Raw genomic sequence first — 18,320 nt, forward strand, 5'->3', positions numbered from 1 at the left:
TCGGTGATGACTATGAAGGAAAATAAATTTATGGCGATTTACAACGACCTTTTGCTTCATATTCGCAAAGGCATTTTTCAGCCGAACGAAAAGCTGCCTTCTGAAAATGAATTGTCCCAGCGGTATCAAACATCGCGTGAGACGATTCGCAAAGCGCTCAATCTTCTATCAGAGCATGGCTATATTCAAAAAATAAAAGGAAAAGGTTCGATTGTGTTAGATGTAGGAAAATATGATTTTCCTGTCTCTGGACTTGTCAGCTTTAAAGAATTGGCGCAAAAAATGAACAAGCCGGCAAGAACGATCGTACATGAACTGGAATTGATCGAGCCTGATGAATATATTAAAAGACAATTGGAAACCGAAAATAAGGAAAAAGTTTGGAAAGTGATTCGTGCTAGGGAAATAGAAGAAGAGAAAATTATTTTAGACAAGGACTTTCTTTGCCAAAAATTCGTTCCAACATTGACGCGCGGCATTTGTGAAAATTCGATTTATGAATATATCGAAAATGAATTAAAGCTTCGCATTAGCTTTGCGAAAAAAGAAATGTTTGTCGACCGAGTGACAGCTGAGGATCAAAAATATATGGATTTAAACGGCTACGAGCATGTAGTAGTGGTGAAAAATTTTGTCTACTTAGAAGATGCGAGCTTGTTTCAGTATACCGAATCGAGACATCGGCTCGATAAATTTCGGTTTGTTGATTTTGCGCGGCGTACTCATCACCCGGGGATGTCCGATAAGTCCTTAAAATGAAGCCAGTGGAGAAAAACGAGTTGTTTTTCTCCACTCAGCTTGTAGACTTTGTTGACAAGCTGACCTTGAAAGAGTGTCGAACACTCATTCAAGGTGTTTATAATTACTTATATTGCACGGCTCCTAGAAATCTAAACTGATGTTTTTCATTGATATTTCCATTATATTGAAAGTTCTTCCTATTCTCAATCATTCTGTGTGTTTATTGTGCTGGTCAAACGATATCAATGCCAAAATTGTTAATCGGTATTCTCGGAGCCTTATGAGTCGATTCAACCTAATAAACACCAAACGAATAGGTATCGTGAATACTTGTTTGAATTATGTCAGGATACAACTATACAAGATGTAAGTCGAAAACAAAAGATTCCGTATTCGACCTTAGAGAGAATGTACTACTCGGTCGCTCAAGAAAAAGCTGCCCTTCATCAAAAACAAATTCATGAAGCTTTAGATAAGGATGAACTGGTTTTAAGTTTAGATGAGGTGTCTGTACGAAAAGGTCATCGATACGAAACCGTTTTGACAGAGGCGAAATTAGGCTGTGTCATCGGAATGCATAAAGACCGAGATTGTGATTCCACCATTCAACTATTCAATCAGAATGTCCTTTCCTCCCAAACGGTTTAAACCATCGTTTTTGACATTTGGGAGCCTTATCATAAAGCGTTCAATCCGTCTTTCCTTTAGCGACGATCGTCATTGATCAATACCAAGTTGTTCAAAAAGTCACACAAGCCTTAGACAAAGTTAGAAAAGGATTTGCAAAACTAAAACTAAAAAAAGCAAGATTCCTCCTGTTGAAAGGATATGAATCACTACAGGATCATCAGAAAGCACGCTTGGAAGAAATCTTAGAAGAGTACCCAGAACTTGCTTGTGCTTACGATTTAAAGGAACTATTTCGAGATTTCTATAAATTGACCGATTACAATGATGCCCATGATCTTTTAGAAGAATGGATTCAATTAGCACGGAATAGTCCTTACTAATCTTTTTATAAAGTGGCCAACACATTAGAAAAGTGGAAAGCACCCATACTCCAATATTTCTTATCTCCACACACGAATGCCCGAACAGAAGGAACCAATCATAAAATCAAACATATAAAACGGAGGGCTTATGGATATCGGAATCTAAAGCGTTTTCGACTTCGTTTATTTTTGGAATGTACAGGGAATACGAATGTTGATCAAATTGCTTAAGGGCTCTTCTTCAGCAGTTAACATGATGCAAGGTTTGTGTACAAATCACAGAAAATGGTGAAGAGACCAAAAATAATGACTTATAATACATTATGTTCGTAAAATTCAAATTTTCTCTTTTCTATTAAAATTTGATTTTTTTTATAAACTTATTTACAAGATTTTCTATATTTCACCAATTATTTGATAAAATAAAAATAAAACAAATATTTGTGAAAAATTTGTTTTTTATATCATATAAAAATATAAACGGAGGATGGTTATGCAAACTATAGATGAACATCGTAAAGAAGTACATATTCTTGAAGAAGATTCTCACAACTATAAATTCATATTAATAAAATACCCAAATAATCCGAATGAAAAAGCTGTTTATCAGTGTATAGCTGGTCACTTTTTTGAAATGAAACCTGACGAATTTCTAAAAAATAAACAATGTCCAATTTGTGAGATTGATGAAAATATTAGTCGTAAAACTAAAGAATATAACTTATATTTGCAAAAAGTAAAAAAATATAATGATGGGAAATGCGAACTTACTAACGATACTAAAAACGTTGTGGTTCATCATTTGTATAGTATAAGAAAATATCCTGAGCTTGCTTACCACCCTGATAACGCGATTTTACTCAATAAAACATTACACAAAGAATATCATCGGAAATATTCTCCATACAATACAAATGGCTATACTTTTCTTGCTTGGTTAAATGATAATATAGAAAAATTTGGTATTGCCGAAGATTCGATCAATAGACTTTCAATAAAAGTACAAAAGCTAATGAATGTATTGGAAAATGAGATTGCAAGTAAACGTGGTAACAAACTTGAAAACTCTACTCCTAAAATATTAAATTCCTCTGTTACTAATATGAAAGAATTACAAAAAATGGAGAGGAAAGCAAATAGATTAATTGAAAATATAGAGGCATTTGAAACAATTGAAATTATAGAAAACGAAGTCTACTTATTAAACAGTTATCTTGAAGCTTTTGTTATTTATAGAAATGATTTTGGCAATTGGAACGAATATAATCCAATATCTGGTTCAATACCAAAAAATGTTTTTGAAGCAGTAATGGATGTCTAGACAATTTATTATAAAAGAAAAAGTGTGAATAATTTTATCAGACGTCAATTAAGGGGGCTGAAAATGTTAACATAACCAAATAAAAACATCTACTTTGCATGTGAAGTATTATTAAAACAAAGAAAATGCTAAAAGAATTTTTAACTCTCTTGATGAAAAAAACAAAATACTTTCAAAAAGTTCCCGATTCATCATTTGTCTGAAAATCCAGAGTGGAATTTTATTTTTATGTTTTAAATTTATTATTGGTCCTGAATCTATTTTAAATATAATGACTGCCATTTAATTATCTTAGCAACAAGGGTTAAGTGTGGAAAATGGGTAACAGTCTATAGATTATTTTCCTAATCAAAAATTTATTAGACATCCAGGAGTTAATCGAGGTGGAGTAATCCTCTCGCTATAGTAATCGGTGGTAGCGAAGAAAAAGTTACGAAAAAAATTTTTATAAAATGGTGGGAAAACAAGGGTAAGGTTTTTGGCGAAAAAAACGGTAGTAACTGATAATTTTTCAGCGGGTTATATTTGATGAAAATTGTAAAATAGGGCATCTTTTTTATACACATTTTGTGCGTACAAGATAACTCTAAAAATTATCATATAGAACTTGAATAGATTACATGCACAAATTGTATCACTAGCAGCTCGTTCGGCACTACGTCACTAGTAGAAAATCCTCAAAAGAGAATTTATATTCCCCTTTTGAGGGTTAATTCAATGATATTTTACTTCAATCCTATTCTTACTTCACCGTCATGAAATATCTCAATAACATATCCTGAAGATGGTGAAAATATCCATGTATCAAAACTTACAGCAGTAACATCATCTATAACTTCAAATACTTTATTTAACTCAGATTGAATTATAGGTAATGTCCTTTCATCCCAAATAACATATATAACGTTGCTGTATTCATCAATGTTTTGGTTCAAAAAGGAGATGATCTCATCAACTGTATTCATTTTAGCATGATAAGTCACTTTCTCCCATTCAATACGCCCCCACTCAGTAAATGGAAAAGAATTCTCAAAATCTCTTAGTACTTGCTCTCCCTCACTATCAGATAAGACGTGTACATTCTCACCTAGTGCTTCAATACATTCATCAAATAAACTCATTCAAATTCCCCCTTATCTATTCAGCTGTTACGATCGCCAAAGATTTCATTCTGTTCCTTGTATTTGGCTAGTCGAGGTAAAAAATTTTCTCGAATCCGTTTTAAAGGTTTTTTCCATTTCTTGCGTTCTGCTCGTTTTTCCTTCCGAACTTTTGTATCAGATTCCTGTTCGATTTCCTCTGTTAGGATTTCGACTTTTTCTTCTAATTTTTGAGCGATGGCTTCCAAGTTCTGTTCCGTGATTTCTGGATCTTCTTTCGCCTCTTTTTGTGCTGTTCCTGCTTCTAATTGGGTTAATTCTTGAATGTACTGAAGTGTTTCTTGAATTTTTTCTCTTACCTTCGCTTCAAATTTCAAGGTTGATTTTTTCCACACGAAAGAATACTTATTGGCATTGGCTTCAATTTTAGTACCATCCAAAAAGTAGTTTTCCATCGTGATGTAATTTTCTTCAATCAGCTTCAGAATCATCGCTTCAAATAACTCATCCATTAGGACCTTCATCCGTCCGCCTCGGAATTCGTTGATTGTCCGGAAATCTGGTTGTTGCATCGCTGAAAGCCACATGGCAGGAATATTTTCTTTAACGAGTTTTTCGATTCCTCGACAAGAATAAACCTTTTGAGAATAAGCATACAGAATGATTTTCAGCATCATTTTGGGATGATAGGAACTTCTGCCGCCGCCTTTATAATGAGAAAACAATTGTTTATCTGGTATCGCCTCCATTTCGTCCACGACACGTGCCACGTGATGTTCGGGTATGAGCGATTCAATATCATAAATCATTTGAACTTGACGGTTGTCATATGGTTTGAAAGTAGGGGCTAAATTTCTTTTGGCAGGAGTTTTTTCTTCTTTTCCATCTAGAGGAAGTGTCATTTGTGTGTTATAATTTTCAGGAGTAATCATTTGATTGCTCATAAAAAATCGTCCTTTCTGTAATGTTGTGTCGCAACTTCATTTTACTAGAAAGGACGATTTTTTTGTGCATTTTTTTAAAAGTGAAAAAATGAGGGGCTCCAAAAAGTCAGTTACCTGACTTTTTGGACAGCCCCTTCAAAAATCATAGTTTAAACTTTCTTAAATACTTTCTATTTCAATGTCTGACTTTATTTTTAAAGCTTTATTTAATGCTTTTTTTAAAATAGTTATTAAATCTTCCCCATCACTTGTAACAAAATAGTTAGATAAGTCTGTAATTTCATCACTTATATTATCTCCCCATGGAGGTGTTTTTGAAAGGTCTTCGATATCCCAAACGACTTGTGATGGACTGTAATTTTTCAAACTTTCTTGAATTTCATCTATTTCTTTAATAACATCTTTAATATATTTATACTCAAGTTTACCATTATATAGTTTGTTTAATAAAAGAGGATACTTTGTTCCCCAACCATTTGGCTCTAAATGATAGCTTACTGTTGAAAAAAACGAATGTAAAAAATCACCATGACCAATTGGATACCAGTAATATTTTACTTTCAAACCTACAGCCAATTCTGTCACCTCACTCATTAGTTTTAAATCTAATATTTACTTTACCATTTGTTTTTTTCATTATTCTATCATACAAATCATCTAGTATTTCTTCCGATACGTTTTGTCCCCGTATATCGATAATAACAGTTTGTTTAGTACCTCTCGGCAAATCACTTAATCGTTTTTCAACTTGGGTAGAAATATTGTTTACTAATCTGCTTCTACCACTTGGGGTAGTAATTTTATAATTTTTTACCTCTATACTAAATCCTTCTCTATAAAAATCTGGTCTTGAGCTTCCTTTTGTCCCATAAGGTACTTCTTTTCCGTTTTTGAAAGATTTTTGAGCACTATATTCTGGATATTCTTTTCCTATGTCAATTTCTGATTGTCTCCAAGACGGTCTAGCATTACCCATACCCTTAGTGCTAAGTTCAATGCCATCGTTGCCTGCTTTACCTCCGCCTACATTTATCCCATCCATCTTACTTAACCAAGCTTGAATCTTATTCTCCACCGGAACCTTAACATTCCCAGCCCCTTCTATGGCCAATCCCATTTGCCGGCTTGGCAGGAGGTGTCTTAAGTTTGTTGCGGCGTTGTCTACGAATCGGCCGACTTGCAACGCACCGTTTGCTGCGCCGGTTTTCAAATGCTGCGGCATTTCCTTCGCCCATGCTTTCGCATTTCGAATGCGGGCAACGATGTCTTTTTCAGCATGGACAATCAGGTCGCAGGCACGTTGTGATTTCTGGTGCAAGCCAGCTTTCAAGCTTGTAAATAGCTTGGGATCCATGGCTTCTAGAAGAGGTGCGAACCGGGCGGTGCTGCTGAATTTCGAAAGCGCGCTGACGCCAGGGACGATATCCAATGGGGCGAGGACACCGCGGAATACTCTTTCGCCTGTTCCCAGTTCCCTCCCTGAAATCCAGTCTTTTCCGGAAACGGCCGAGCTTAATTCCAGTGTACCATAGGCCATGCCCAATGCCATCCCTGCCGGCGGACAAATAAATGAGACGCCGACAATCACGACGAGCGCCGCTATTTGCCCCCAGAATTCTTTATTCAACTGTCCTTCTTTGATCGATTCATACTGAAAAGCATGGGAATTCAATGTCGTCTGTATATATTCTTTTTTCGAAAAGTCATGGCGGGTGTTCAGTTCTTTCCATGAGGCGTATTCCCGTTCCATTAGCCTGGCATAGTAGTTGCTGCCGCTGAACAGATCTTCCAGTCCAACTTCCGCTTTCGGCACTTCGATCGTCTCCTGTGAGCCATAAGTTCCTGGAACGACGATTATTTCTTTAACACCGATGTGGTTTTTCGTCTTGATCTTTGATATCGATAAGTCGCGCATCGCTTCGACAAAAGCATCGATATCTTGATAAAACGGCTCATCGATGGTGCGGTCGACAATATCTCCGATGCGGCCGCTAAAGCGGTGCATGACAAGAAAATCCTCATATAAGCTTTGATATTGGCTTTTGCGATCGGTATGGGTGAAAGAGATGACACCATCGCTGTCATATTTGGCTATGTCTGACTGGGCGTCTTCCAAAAGATCGCTGATATCTTTTAAGTTGTCGATCATGCCTTTTCCCCATGCGCCAAGGCCGATCAGATCGCCAATGCCTTTCTTGGTCCTTTCCCATTCTGAAGGTATATAGTTGACATTCACTGTATCCATGCCTCCGATTGAAACGAAATGGATTCCATCAAGTGGAAAAGCTTTTTGTTTCATTATAAGACAGATAAAGGAATTTTTAGTAAATAGAAATGAAAAAAGGGAATTTTAAGAAAAAACTACCAAGAGGTTTCTAGATTATTTTCTTATTTAGGTAATAGAGACCAATCATATTGTCTTAAAATAAAAATCCCCCTTAAAATTTGAAGGGGGATAAATGATTCTGTTTTGCAGGTAATCTTGACGGCAGCTTGTCGTCGATTTTTTGGTTTTATAATATGTTTGTTGGCGTATTTTTTGTTTAAGATAAAAATAAATTTTTTGCATTCTATTAGACTATGATTTATCCTACTACTACACCTTGACAGGGTGGAGGTCACTGGTTCGAACCCAGTCGGAATCATCGAGATGAAAAGTCATAAATCCTTGAGATAAGGGCATTGACCTATTTAATGTTCAAAAGTTGAGAGTCGATCGAGTAGTGGAAACAAAAGATTGATTATTGAATCACCCGCCAAAGTGATGGAAAGGTGCGTAAAAATGTTAGGGGAAAGTAATGGAATGGCGTTTAAAAGTGATTGAATCCCTAGCCAAAGTGATGGGAAAGTGCTTAAAAGTGACTGAATCCCTAGCCAAAGTGATGGGAAAGATCCCAGAAGTGATTTAAATCCCCAGCAAAAGTGGAGGAATCAATCGATCCTAGAAGTAACCTATCAAATTTGCAGCAATCGGTGAATGACCGAGTGCTTTATTATTCGGAACACAAGGATTTTAAATCTCGAATGCTTATTTTGTTACCCCATGCATTAAAAATGGGTTTAATATTATAATAAAAACATCCATGAGTAATTTTACTCCCCACCCATGCATGAAAATCCATCATTCCTTCCCATAATGGATATGAACGCAAACAGTTTTGAAAGACGTTCTCTTTAATGGTGGTTCGACCCTGTAATAAAAACTGTTTGAGTCCATTTGGTGTTCCACCCATTGTCAGCCCTTTTCGTGTGAAAAGGTGACTACGAACAGAAAAATGCCTAACGTGCAAATGGACTCCCTGTTTGCGAATTTATCGATGGAAGGAGTAAGAATCATGGATGTTCTTTATCATCGTTGTGCAGGATTAGATATCCATGCCGAAACAATTGTCGTTTGTGCTCTTCTTGGAGAGGAAGAACACGTTCAAAAGGAAGTTGAAACATTTCCTACTTTCACGAAAGACTTGTTTCGTCTTCTGAAATGGTTAGAAGATCGTGGTGTCACTCATATTGCGATGGAGAGTACGGGCGTTTACTGGAAACCTGTGTTCAATATTTTGGAAGATTACTTTGACATTACACTTGCCAACGCTCAGCGAATCAAAAATGTACCGGGGAGAAAAACCGATGTTTCCGATGCAGAATGGATCGCCAAATTGTTGCGTTACGGATTGATCGAGAAGAGTTTCGTACCTCCTGAGAACATTCGAGAATTACGGGATTTAACTCGCTTGCGCAAAAAATGGATCGGGCAGTTAACCGCGGAGAAAAACCGCATTCAAAAAGTGTTGGAATGTTCCAATATCAAGTTAAGTTCCGTGATTTCGGATGTATTTGGTGTATCTGGGCGAAAGCTACTGGAACGTTTAATGAAACAGGGATACATCGAAGAAACCGAAGTCGATGCTTGCATTCACAGGAGTATGAAGAGGAAAAAACAACAAATTCAGGATTCTCTCTTTGGTACATTGACCAACCATCAACTGTTCATGATTCGCCAATCGTGGAAGCACATCGAATCGTTGGAAAGTTTACTTCGAGACATCGAAGAACGAATCGACCAACTCTTACAAGTATACAAACAAGAGATGGAGCTTCTTGTGACCATACCGGGGGTCAAGAAGGAAACCGCTGCCGTGATTATCGCTGAAATCGGAGTCGATATGGGACAATTTCCAACGTCTCAACACCTCGCTTCATGGGCGGGAGTCGCGCCGGGAAATCATGAAAGTGCTGGAAAACGAAAAAGTACCCGAACGACGAAGGGGAATCCGCATATCAAATCGGCGTTATGTGAGGCGGCTTGGGCTTTGTCTCGATGTAGGAATCAACGTTTGGCAGCGAAATATTGGTCATTGGCGGCACGCAGGGGAAAGAAAAAAGCACTCGTTGCGATCGCGCACCGAATGCTTACCATCATTTACTGCATCATTTCTCGAAAAGAACCGTTTCGAGAGCAGTAAATAAATTAGTATAACCAAAAAGGTTCAGAAATATACGAGATACCTAAAAATAAGGTAGCTCTGCTTTCCTATTGCCTTTTTTTGGTCGTTAATAGGGTATCCAATTTGATTGTGGGGTATACCGCTTCAGCCATGGTTAATTGATTTTCACAGAAAAAAAGAGAACTCATTTTTGAGGTGGACTAGGAATGAATAAAACTATTGCAGATATAGCAAAAATTTCGGGAGTTTCCAAAAGCACTGTATCTCGCTACTTAAATGGTGGATCTGTTAGTGAAGCAACAAAAAGAAAAATTGAACTTGCCATTAAAGAAACAGGATATACACCTAATCCTTTTGCACAAAGTTTAAAGGCTAAGAAAACATATTTTATTGGAACGATTGTTCCGCGATTAGATTCCTATGCAGCATCGCATACTTTAATTGGGATTGATGAACAATTAAAAGAGTTGAATTTTCAATTATTAATATCCAATACGAATCAGCAAATTGAACGTGAAATTGAAACGATTTATAGCTTGGCTAGTCAAAAAGTTGCGGGAATTATTTTACTTGCTACTCAAATTACACAAGTACATTTAGAGGCATTTGAAAAGGTGAACATCCCGATTCTTCTTGTTGGTCAAGAACATCCTGATGTACATAGTCTGATTCATAATGATTTGGAAGCAGGCTATGCAATTGGAAAATATGTATTAGAGAAAGGGCATCGAAAAATTGCTTACTTAGGTGTTACCGAAAAGGATGTAGCAGTTGGAGTAAGAAGAAAGGAAGGATTTAAAAGGGCAATAGCAGAAGCGGAAGGATGTGAGGTTCGTTATTTTGAAACAGGTTTTAATATGTTTGCTGCTCAACAAAGAGTAACAGAAATGCTAGAAGGATTTCAGCCAACTTGCATTGTGTGTGCAACGGATAATATTGCTCTCGGTGCTTTAAGGGCAGCACAATTAAAAGGATTGAGCATTCCAAAGGATGTTTCTATTACAGGTTTTGGAGGATATGATGTGACGGAAATTATTCACCCAGGGCTAACAACAGTAAAACTGTTTTTTAAAGAGGCTGGAAAGATGGCAGCGCAAAACATTGTAAAGCTTGTCAATGAGGAGTCAGTTCCAAAAAGAACATTATCAAAATATGAAATTATTGAACGAGAAAGCGTTGACAGCATCATTCCTAATGACTTATAATCAGACTGGAACCGGTTCCATTTCATAAAGTTTGGAACCGGTTCCTAAATCGTGAAAAATGGAACCGGTTCCACTAAATAAATGGGGGAGGAAGCTATGAAATACGATCAAATCGCAAAAGAAATTTTAGAAGCTCTTGGTGGAAAAGATAATATTTCTGCTGCAGCTCACTGTGCGACACGTTTACGTCTAGTTTTAAATGATGAAAGTAAAATAAATCAAGAAGCGCTTGACAAAATGGACGATGTAAAAGGAACTTTTTCAACGGGTGGACAGTTCCAAATTATTTTAGGGTCAGGTACAGTTAACAAAGTTTATCAAGAATTGACCAAATTAACTGGACTTCAAGAAATGTCTACAAAAGATGTGAAAGATGCTGGAGCGAAAAAATTAAATCCAATTCAACGTTTAGTGAAGCTACTTTCTGATATTTTCGTTCCGATTATTCCTGCCATTGTTGCTGGCGGTCTTTTAATGGGAATTAATAACGTATTAACGGCAAAGGATCTATTTATTGAAGGTAAGTCCCTCATTGATGCTTATCCAGAAATAGCGGACTTAGCAGCACTTATTAATACATTTGCCAATGCGGCATTTGTCTTTTTACCAATTTTAATTGGTTTCTCCGCTACACAGCGCTTTGGTGGTAACCCGTACTTAGGAGCTACTTTAGGTATGTTAATGGTTCACCCTGATTTATTAAATGGTTGGGGTTATGGTAGCGCCTTAGCGAACGGTGAAATTCCAGTTTGGAGTATTTTCGGATTTGAAATTGAAAAAGTCGGTTATCAAGGGACCGTATTACCTGTATTAGCATCATCCTTTATTTTAGCGAAAACAGAACAATTCTTACGCAAATATATTCCGTCTGCACTTGATAACTTATTAACGCCATTATTAACGATTTTTATTACAGGCATTTTAACGTTTACAGCAGTAGGACCGATTACTCGTTCTGCAGGTAACTTATTAACAGACGGACTTGTTTGGTTATATGATACTACGGGACTCATTGGTGGTGCGTTATTCGGTTTAGTTTATGCCCCAATCGTTATTACAGGTATGCATCATAGCTTTATTGCAGTTGAAACACAATTGTTAGCAGAATTTGCTAAAACAGGTGGTTCGTTTATTTTCCCTGTTGCAGCTATGTCAAACGTAGCTCAAGGTGCAGCAACATTAGCTGTTTTTATGATTATTAATGATAAGAAAATTAAAGGTATTGCATCCGCAGCTGGTATTTCGGCTCTTTTAGGAATTACAGAGCCTTCTATGTTTGGTGTTAACTTGAAGCTACGTTATCCATTTATTGGTGCTATTACAGGTGCAGCTGTATCAGCCGCATTTATTACGATCTTTAAAGTAAAAGCTGTTGCGCTTGGAGCAGCCGGTTTACCAGGTATTATTTCAATTCGTCCAGATTCCATAGCTCCATACGTAATTGGAATGGTTATTTCATTCATCGTTGCATTCGTAACAACCATCATTTTAGCGAAACGTGCAGCGAAAAAAGAACAAGCAGCAGAAAAAGCATCTTAATAAATTAAATATTGGGGTCTGATCCTTAAAAAGAGGTCAGGCCCTGTGTTTACATCGTGAAGGAGTTTGAGGTTTAAAGATGGAATGGACGAGAAAACAACGGTATCGCCGAATCGAAGAAGCGACAAAAGAAGAATTGAATGCATTAAAAGAAAAAGTCAACAAAAGCATTTGGCGTCAGAAATTTCATATTCAACCAGTAACGGGTCTTTTAAATGATCCAAATGGTTTTTCTTATTTTAACGGAGAATATCACTTGTTTTATCAATGGTTTCCGCTAGGTCCTGTTCATGGATTAAAATATTGGTATCACACAAAATCAAAAGATCTTGTCAATTGGCAAAATGTCGGAATTGGTATTAAGCCGAACGATTATTTTGATTCTCACGGAGCTTATTCAGGTAGTGCTATTTGTCATGACGGTAAGCTCCATTTAATGTATACAGGAAATACAAGAGATGAAAATTGGGTTCGTCATCCATATCAATGCTTAGCGGTAATGAATGAAAATGGACGTATTGAAAAATTACAAGAGCCGGTTATTAAAGAAGTTCCAAAAGGTTATACCGATCATTATCGCGATCCGAAAGTTTGGAAGGAAAATGACACATTTTATGCTGTTATCGGGGCACAGAGGGAAAACAAAACAGGTTGTATTGTTCTTTATTCATCACCTGACTTAAAAAATTGGACATTTGAAGGTGAGGTTCAAACAAACTTAAAGGAATTTGGATTTATGTGGGAATGTCCCGATTATTTTGAACTAGATGGAAAAGGTGTGCTGATCTTCTCACCACAAGGGTTAGAGCCAAAGGGAGATCAATTTCAAAATATCTATCAATCCGGTTATCTTTTAGGGAACACACTAGATTTAAAGACAAAAGTTTTTGAACACGGTGAGTTTGTTGAGTTAGACCGTGGATTTGACTTTTATGCACCACAAACGACAATTGACCATAAGGGACGTCGCCTTTTAGTTGGGTGGATGGGTCTTCCCGAAATCGAGTATCCAACTGATAAGGATGGGTGGGCTCATTGTTTAACATTACCGAGAGAGTTGACCGTTCAAAATGGAAAGCTTATTCAGTGTCCTGTAAAAGAACTAGAAGCATTGCGACAAGATTCGGTAAATGTGAAAGATATTCTCGATGATGAGAAAAAAATGTATGAAGGATTCAATGGGACGACGTATGAACTTATTTGTGAATTTACGAACATGGAAGCAGATGAAGTCGGGATTGAATTCCGGTCATGTAAAGATGAAAAAACGGTCATCTCCTATAACAGAAAGGAACAAAAGGTGACATTAGACCGTACCCATTCAGGGGAGGTTCCAGCTAAAGAATATGGAACAACAAGAACGTGCAGCGTTGAAGGGGATACGTTAAAGCTTCATCTGTTTGTTGATACGTCTTCTGTCGAAATTTTTATCAATGACGGCGTTGAAGTATTTACGAGCCGAATTTTTCCAAGACTTGAAAGCACAGATATTCGCTTCTTTGCACGAAACGGAAAAGTTACATTAGACACAACGAAATATAACTTATCCACTATGAATTAAAAGGGAGGTGTAGACAATGGGGCGCTTATTTTCAATTGGTGAAGTGTTAATTGATTTTATTCCAATGCAAAAAGGCAAAGCATTAAAGGATGTTCAATCTTTTAAACGTGCACCTGGGGGAGCCCCAGCAAACGTTGCAGCAGCTGTTGCGAGATTTGGAGCAGAATCTGCAATAATCACAAAGCTTGGAATGGATGCCTTTAGTGACTTTTTAATTGAAGAGTTACAAAAAATCGGTGTGAAAACAGATAAAATAAAGCGAACAAAGGAAGCGAATACAGGATTAGCATTTGTTTCACTGCTCGATGATGGTGAACGTGATTTTTCCTTCTATCGCAATCCTTCTGCAGATCTTTTGCTTTCAGAAGATGAAATTGAAGAAAGTTGGTTTGCTAAAGGAGATATTTTACATTTTTGCTCCGTCGATCTAGTCGAAAGCCCAATGAAAAAAGCCCATGAAAAAGCAATTCGACTTGTTAAAGAAAATGGGGGAATCATTAGCTTTGATCCCAACGTTCGCCTTCCACTATGGAACAGTGCAGAGGATTGTCGACAAACGATTTTAGAATTTATTCCGAAAGCACATATCATCAAAATTTCCGATGAAGAATTAGCGTTTATCACAGGAATCACTAATGAAAAAGAGGCGATTGAAAACTTATTCACAGGTGATGTAAAAGCCGTTATTTACACAAAAGGAGCTAATGGAGCCGACCTTTACACGAAGAATGCCAAATATGAATCAACTGGTTTCAAAGTTGAGGTTCAGGATACTACAGGTGCAGGAGATGCCTTTATCGGTGGCTTTTTATATAAACTACTCGAAAAAGAAGTAAACCATGATAACTTAATAGATGTATTAAATGAACACCATCAAGAAATCCTCACCTTTGCCAATGCAAGCGGTGCGATCACAACAACAGGAAAAGGTGCCATTTCATCCTTACCGACAAAAGAAGAAATCCTTAACTTCATTTCATGTAAATAAAAACATATTAAGATTAGCAGCACAGACCACGGTCAAGGTCTGTGCTGCTATTTTTTTAGTAGAAGTGGAGAAAAGGTCGTGACAGCCTAAAGAACGATAGGTTCGCAATGAAAAAACTGGCCTACTTCACGGATCTTATAAGAATCAGATTTAATATGTTGGATCCATGAGATTGTGTATAAGAAAAGGGAATCATTAAGGTTATATGAAGGCTTCTACAAATAATGGAGGAGGAATGTTTATGCAAAGTGTCATTGCCTTTGATGTTAGTAGGGGAAAGAGCTATATGGTTATCTATAATCTTGCTCAGATTTGTGTTTATGAGGGGGAAATATTACATAATCGCCTACAATTACGAAATCGCATCAGCAACTTCGTAATTGTGTAGGAAAAGTATAACATATTTGACCTGGCGAAAAAAAGCAAGAATCGTTGGGTCTATTTGGCATGCGTAAATTTATTTAGTTAGGGGCTTCTAATAAGTCGATTTTCCGGCTTATAGACGCCCCTTTAATGTTTTAGAAACGTTGATATATCAATGCTTATGATGTTTCGTTTTCAGTGGATTTTGACTTTCTGGATAACCCCTAAATAAATCCACTGAAACAAATAGTTTTACTAAAAACTCTTGACTAATTGTAAGAAGGGGATGTCTCAAAACATGAGACATCCCCTTGCAACGATAAAGTACCTTCATCTTAAAACTGCTTGATGCTAACCATTTCCGCAATCGAATCAAAAATAATATCAACAGCGGTCTTTAGCTCATCATCGGTCATCGCCAAAACAGGGATAAACGTGATGACAGGACCTAATGGTCGGATAATGAGCCCGCGCTTTCTAGCTTCTAAAATAATTTTATGCTCAATCTGCTCCGAGCGGTCGAATATTTCTTTTGTTTTCTTATCCTTGACGATTTCGATGCCAATCATGAGTCCTTTTTGACGAATATCACCGACGATCGGCAGTTCATAAAGCTTTTGCAATTTACCTGCCAACGCATGAGCTTTTCGTTGGACATCCAAAACTAAGTTTCTCTTTTCGATCAACTCAATATTTTTTAACGCAACAGAACAAGATAATTGATTTCCCGTATATGTATGACCATGGAAAAATGTTTTATTTTCATGAACATCTCCTAAAAATGCAGAATAAATTTCTTCTGTTGTCAATGTTGCCGCAAGCGGTAAATATCCTCCTGTGATGCCTTTGGCTAAGCAAACAATATCAGGCTGGACATCTTCTTGTTCGCAGGCAAATAATGTTCCGGTTCTGCCGAATCCAACAGCCACTTCATCGCAAATAAGCAAAATATTGTATTTGCGGCAAAGCTTTTCAACGCCTTTTAAAAACCCTTTCGGATGTACAATGATACCTGCCGCTCCTTGAACGAGCGGTTCGACAATCATACCCGCGACTTCTGAATGATGCTGTTCAAGCGTTTCCTCAAGCCTTGTTAAACAATAATTCACAATTTCCTTTTCATCGCCATATTCGTCCATCCTATATACATATGGGGAAGGTACTTCAATTCGTTCAAACAATAGCGGCCTAAAGATTCGATGGAATAAATCCATTCCGCCAACACTTACAGCACCAATGGTATCCCCGTGATAAGCTTCTTTTAATGAGATAAATTTGTTTTTATCCTTGTAGCGGACAGGGTCAATGTTTTGCCAGTACTGGTATGCCATCTTCAGTGCAATTTCAACGGCAGCAGCCCCTGTATCGGAATAAAATACTTTTGATAAATTTCCTCCCCAAATTTCCACTAGTTTTTTTGCTAACAAAATGGAAGGAACATTCGCGGACCCTAAAAGCGTAGAATGAGAGATTTTTTCAATTTGTTCATAAAGCACTTCGTTTATTTCAGGATCACTGTGTCCGTGAACATTTACCCATAAAGATGCATAACCGTCTAAATATTTTTTTCCTTCGACATCATAAAGGTAGCTTCCCTTTCCTCTTTCAATGATGAGCGGCTTTTCTTCGATATAAGACTTCATTTGGGTAAAAGGATGCCATACATATTGTTTATCAAGTTGTTCTAACTGTTCGTAGCTATACTTCAATTTCTAATCCCCCTGACAATACATTCTTAAGTTCTTGCTTGGATATCAATGTTTTGGCTAATTGAGTAAGACTGTCTTTAGACAACGAGTCCATTGTTGGCAATTTAGTGATAATTGGAAGATTCAACATCTTATGTATAGTCCGTACATTATCAACATGAATCATATTGTATTGGTCAAAATGGTTAAATATAAGCCCGAGGATTTTAATGTCGTGCTTTTCGGCATAATTTACAGTTGTGAGTGTATGGTGTATAGCCCCTAATCCAGCCAGAGACACGAGAATTGTTGGCAATTCACATTCTTGAATTAAATCTTTTGTCATATAAAATCCATTAGAATGTTCAATGAGCGGAACCGCGAGTCCGCCTGCTCCTTCTACTAGAACAACATCGTATTGATTTTTTAATTCTAAAATTTTATTTTTTATTTCATTTGGCAGAATCGTAGTATTTGTGATCTCTGAAGCTAAATGAGGGGAAACAGCAGGCTCCATATAATACATCCCCGTAGAGCCTTTTTCTTCTCCAATCACTTCTTCATACCAATATTGATCGGCAAAAGAATCGCTCTCTTCTACTACACCTGTTTGAATGGGTTTAAATATTTTTGTTTTCACTCCCATTTCTTTCAATACCAGAAATAGAATGGAAGTGACAATCGTTTTGCCAATTTCTGTTCCGGTCCCTGTGATAAAAATCGCTTTTCCCATTAAGATGCAACTCCTTGTTTATGAATCAAAAAGTTCGTCCGTGGAAGAATCTGCGCTGCGATGATGGAACATAGGATACATAAGAAAATATCTCCCGGTATAGGAATCACAAAACCAAATAATAATGTTTGAGCAATCGTTAACGACTTATCGAAAATAAATTTCATTGCTGCATATAACCAAAGACAGCCAAGAAGATACACTACAAGAAGGCAGGCGAAATTAGCGAGGAAAATAGAAAATGTTTTTACCAATTGCAATCTCTTAATCAACCAGCCATTGACGTATGCTCCTAACACAAAACCTAGTAAATAACCAAATGTAGGTTTAAAAATGTAACTTGGACCTCCTCCTTCCGCAAAAACAGGCGCACCTGCCAGTCCAATCAAAACGTAAACAAGCTGGCTTAACATTCCGAGTTTTGGGCCTAACAAACACCCAGCTAAATAAACAGATACAATTTGCAGCGTAAATGGGACATATGGAATAGGGATTTTAATAAACCCACCGATCGCCGTTAACGCCGCAAAAAGAGCAATTAACACCATCGATTTGATTTTCATGCTTTTCCTCCTAATACAATATTTGTTATTTATTATGCAAGAAGAATGATAGAAATGTCAACCTAGAATTTTATTTGGTTAACATATTAAAGAAGAAGGAGCATTCCTGTTAGAAGTTTTTTCGGGGACTTGAATAA

15 protein-coding genes and 1 pseudogene are annotated in these 18,320 nt (G+C 37.1%); 9 read left to right on the plus strand and 7 right to left on the minus strand.

Annotated features, from left to right (window positions below):
* The first annotated feature begins 12 nt into the window (after positions 1 to 12).
* The 4 genes and pseudogenes from treR (at position 13) to NSU19_RS06315 (ending at position 3,054) form a co-directional block, all read left to right on the plus strand.
* Positions 13 to 759, plus strand: coding sequence for a trehalose operon repressor (gene treR / locus NSU19_RS06300; RefSeq protein ID WP_063386458.1), 747 nt, complete (start codon positions 13 to 15; stop codon positions 757 to 759).
* Between the two features lie 312 nt (positions 760 to 1,071).
* Positions 1,072 to 1,389, plus strand: coding sequence for a hypothetical protein (locus NSU19_RS06305; protein ID WP_339194802.1), 318 nt, complete (start codon positions 1,072 to 1,074; stop codon positions 1,387 to 1,389).
* Positions 1,390 to 1,460: 71 nt separating this feature from the next.
* A pseudogene (locus NSU19_RS06310) lies at positions 1,461 to 1,964 on the plus strand (transposase).
* A gap of 262 nt (positions 1,965 to 2,226) precedes the next feature.
* Positions 2,227 to 3,054 (plus strand): hypothetical protein, encoded by an 828-nt coding sequence (locus tag NSU19_RS06315; RefSeq protein WP_339199300.1) that lies wholly within the window; start codon positions 2,227 to 2,229, stop codon positions 3,052 to 3,054.
* A 725-nt stretch (positions 3,055 to 3,779) separates the two neighbouring features.
* Here NSU19_RS06315 and NSU19_RS06320 read toward each other — a convergent pair.
* The 4 genes from NSU19_RS06320 to NSU19_RS06335 form a co-directional block, all read right to left on the minus strand.
* Positions 3,780 to 4,175, minus strand: a complete 396-nt coding sequence (locus tag NSU19_RS06320; RefSeq protein WP_063386457.1) for a hypothetical protein — start codon at positions 4,173 to 4,175, stop codon at positions 3,780 to 3,782.
* A gap of 20 nt (positions 4,176 to 4,195) precedes the next feature.
* Positions 4,196 to 5,098: a transposase gene (locus NSU19_RS06325; RefSeq protein ID WP_339199302.1), complete on the minus strand. Its 903-nt coding sequence runs from the start codon at positions 5,096 to 5,098 to the stop codon at positions 4,196 to 4,198.
* 159 nt (positions 5,099 to 5,257) lie between these two features.
* The gene (locus tag NSU19_RS06330; protein ID WP_181556890.1) at positions 5,258 to 5,674 is read right to left on the minus strand and encodes an immunity 70 family protein; all 417 of its coding nucleotides are present in this window, start codon (positions 5,672 to 5,674) and stop codon (positions 5,258 to 5,260) included.
* Between the two features lie 10 nt (positions 5,675 to 5,684).
* Complete coding sequence (locus tag NSU19_RS06335; protein ID WP_339199304.1) at positions 5,685 to 7,343, minus strand: hypothetical protein; 1,659 nt, start codon at positions 7,341 to 7,343, stop codon at positions 5,685 to 5,687.
* Between the two features lie 1,090 nt (positions 7,344 to 8,433).
* Here NSU19_RS06335 and NSU19_RS06340 point away from each other — a divergent pair.
* From NSU19_RS06340 to NSU19_RS06360, 5 genes are all read left to right on the plus strand, one after another.
* Entirely contained in the window at positions 8,434 to 9,561 is a 1,128-nt protein-coding gene (locus NSU19_RS06340) for an IS110 family transposase (RefSeq protein ID WP_094244858.1), read from the plus strand.
* 188 nt (positions 9,562 to 9,749) lie between these two features.
* Positions 9,750 to 10,748, plus strand: coding sequence for a LacI family DNA-binding transcriptional regulator (locus NSU19_RS06345; protein ID WP_066249868.1), 999 nt, complete (start codon positions 9,750 to 9,752; stop codon positions 10,746 to 10,748).
* A gap of 96 nt (positions 10,749 to 10,844) precedes the next feature.
* Positions 10,845 to 12,287, plus strand: a complete 1,443-nt coding sequence (locus tag NSU19_RS06350) for a sucrose-specific PTS transporter subunit IIBC (RefSeq protein WP_339199307.1) — start codon at positions 10,845 to 10,847, stop codon at positions 12,285 to 12,287.
* Positions 12,288 to 12,366: 79 nt separating this feature from the next.
* Positions 12,367 to 13,848 (plus strand): sucrose-6-phosphate hydrolase, encoded by a 1,482-nt coding sequence (locus NSU19_RS06355; RefSeq protein WP_339199309.1) that lies wholly within the window; start codon positions 12,367 to 12,369, stop codon positions 13,846 to 13,848.
* 16 nt (positions 13,849 to 13,864) lie between these two features.
* A complete protein-coding gene (locus NSU19_RS06360) occupies positions 13,865 to 14,836 on the plus strand; it encodes a carbohydrate kinase (protein ID WP_339199311.1) in 972 nt (323 codons plus the stop codon).
* Positions 14,837 to 15,534: 698 nt separating this feature from the next.
* On the opposite strand, the gene bioA is transcribed toward NSU19_RS06360, so the two are convergent.
* Genes bioA through NSU19_RS06375 form a run of 3 tightly spaced genes read right to left on the minus strand, consistent with a single transcriptional unit; the run spans position 15,535 to position 18,183 of the window.
* The gene (gene bioA / locus NSU19_RS06365) at positions 15,535 to 16,908 is read right to left on the minus strand and encodes an adenosylmethionine--8-amino-7-oxononanoate transaminase (RefSeq protein ID WP_339199313.1); all 1,374 of its coding nucleotides are present in this window, start codon (positions 16,906 to 16,908) and stop codon (positions 15,535 to 15,537) included.
* On the minus strand, positions 16,898 to 17,620 hold the full coding sequence (bioD, locus tag NSU19_RS06370) for a dethiobiotin synthase (protein ID WP_339199315.1): 723 nt from the start codon (positions 17,618 to 17,620) through the stop codon (positions 16,898 to 16,900). The genes bioA and bioD overlap by 11 nt, the downstream gene beginning before the upstream one ends.
* Positions 17,620 to 18,183 (minus strand): biotin transporter BioY, encoded by a 564-nt coding sequence (locus NSU19_RS06375; protein ID WP_339199317.1) that lies wholly within the window; start codon positions 18,181 to 18,183, stop codon positions 17,620 to 17,622. The genes bioD and NSU19_RS06375 overlap by 1 nt, the downstream gene beginning before the upstream one ends.
* Positions 18,184 to 18,320: the final 137 nt, after the last annotated feature.

This window comes from Aeribacillus sp. FSL k6-2211 (assembly GCF_037966125.1).
In the GTDB taxonomy this organism is placed as follows: domain Bacteria; phylum Bacillota; class Bacilli; order Bacillales; family Aeribacillaceae; genus Aeribacillus; species Aeribacillus composti.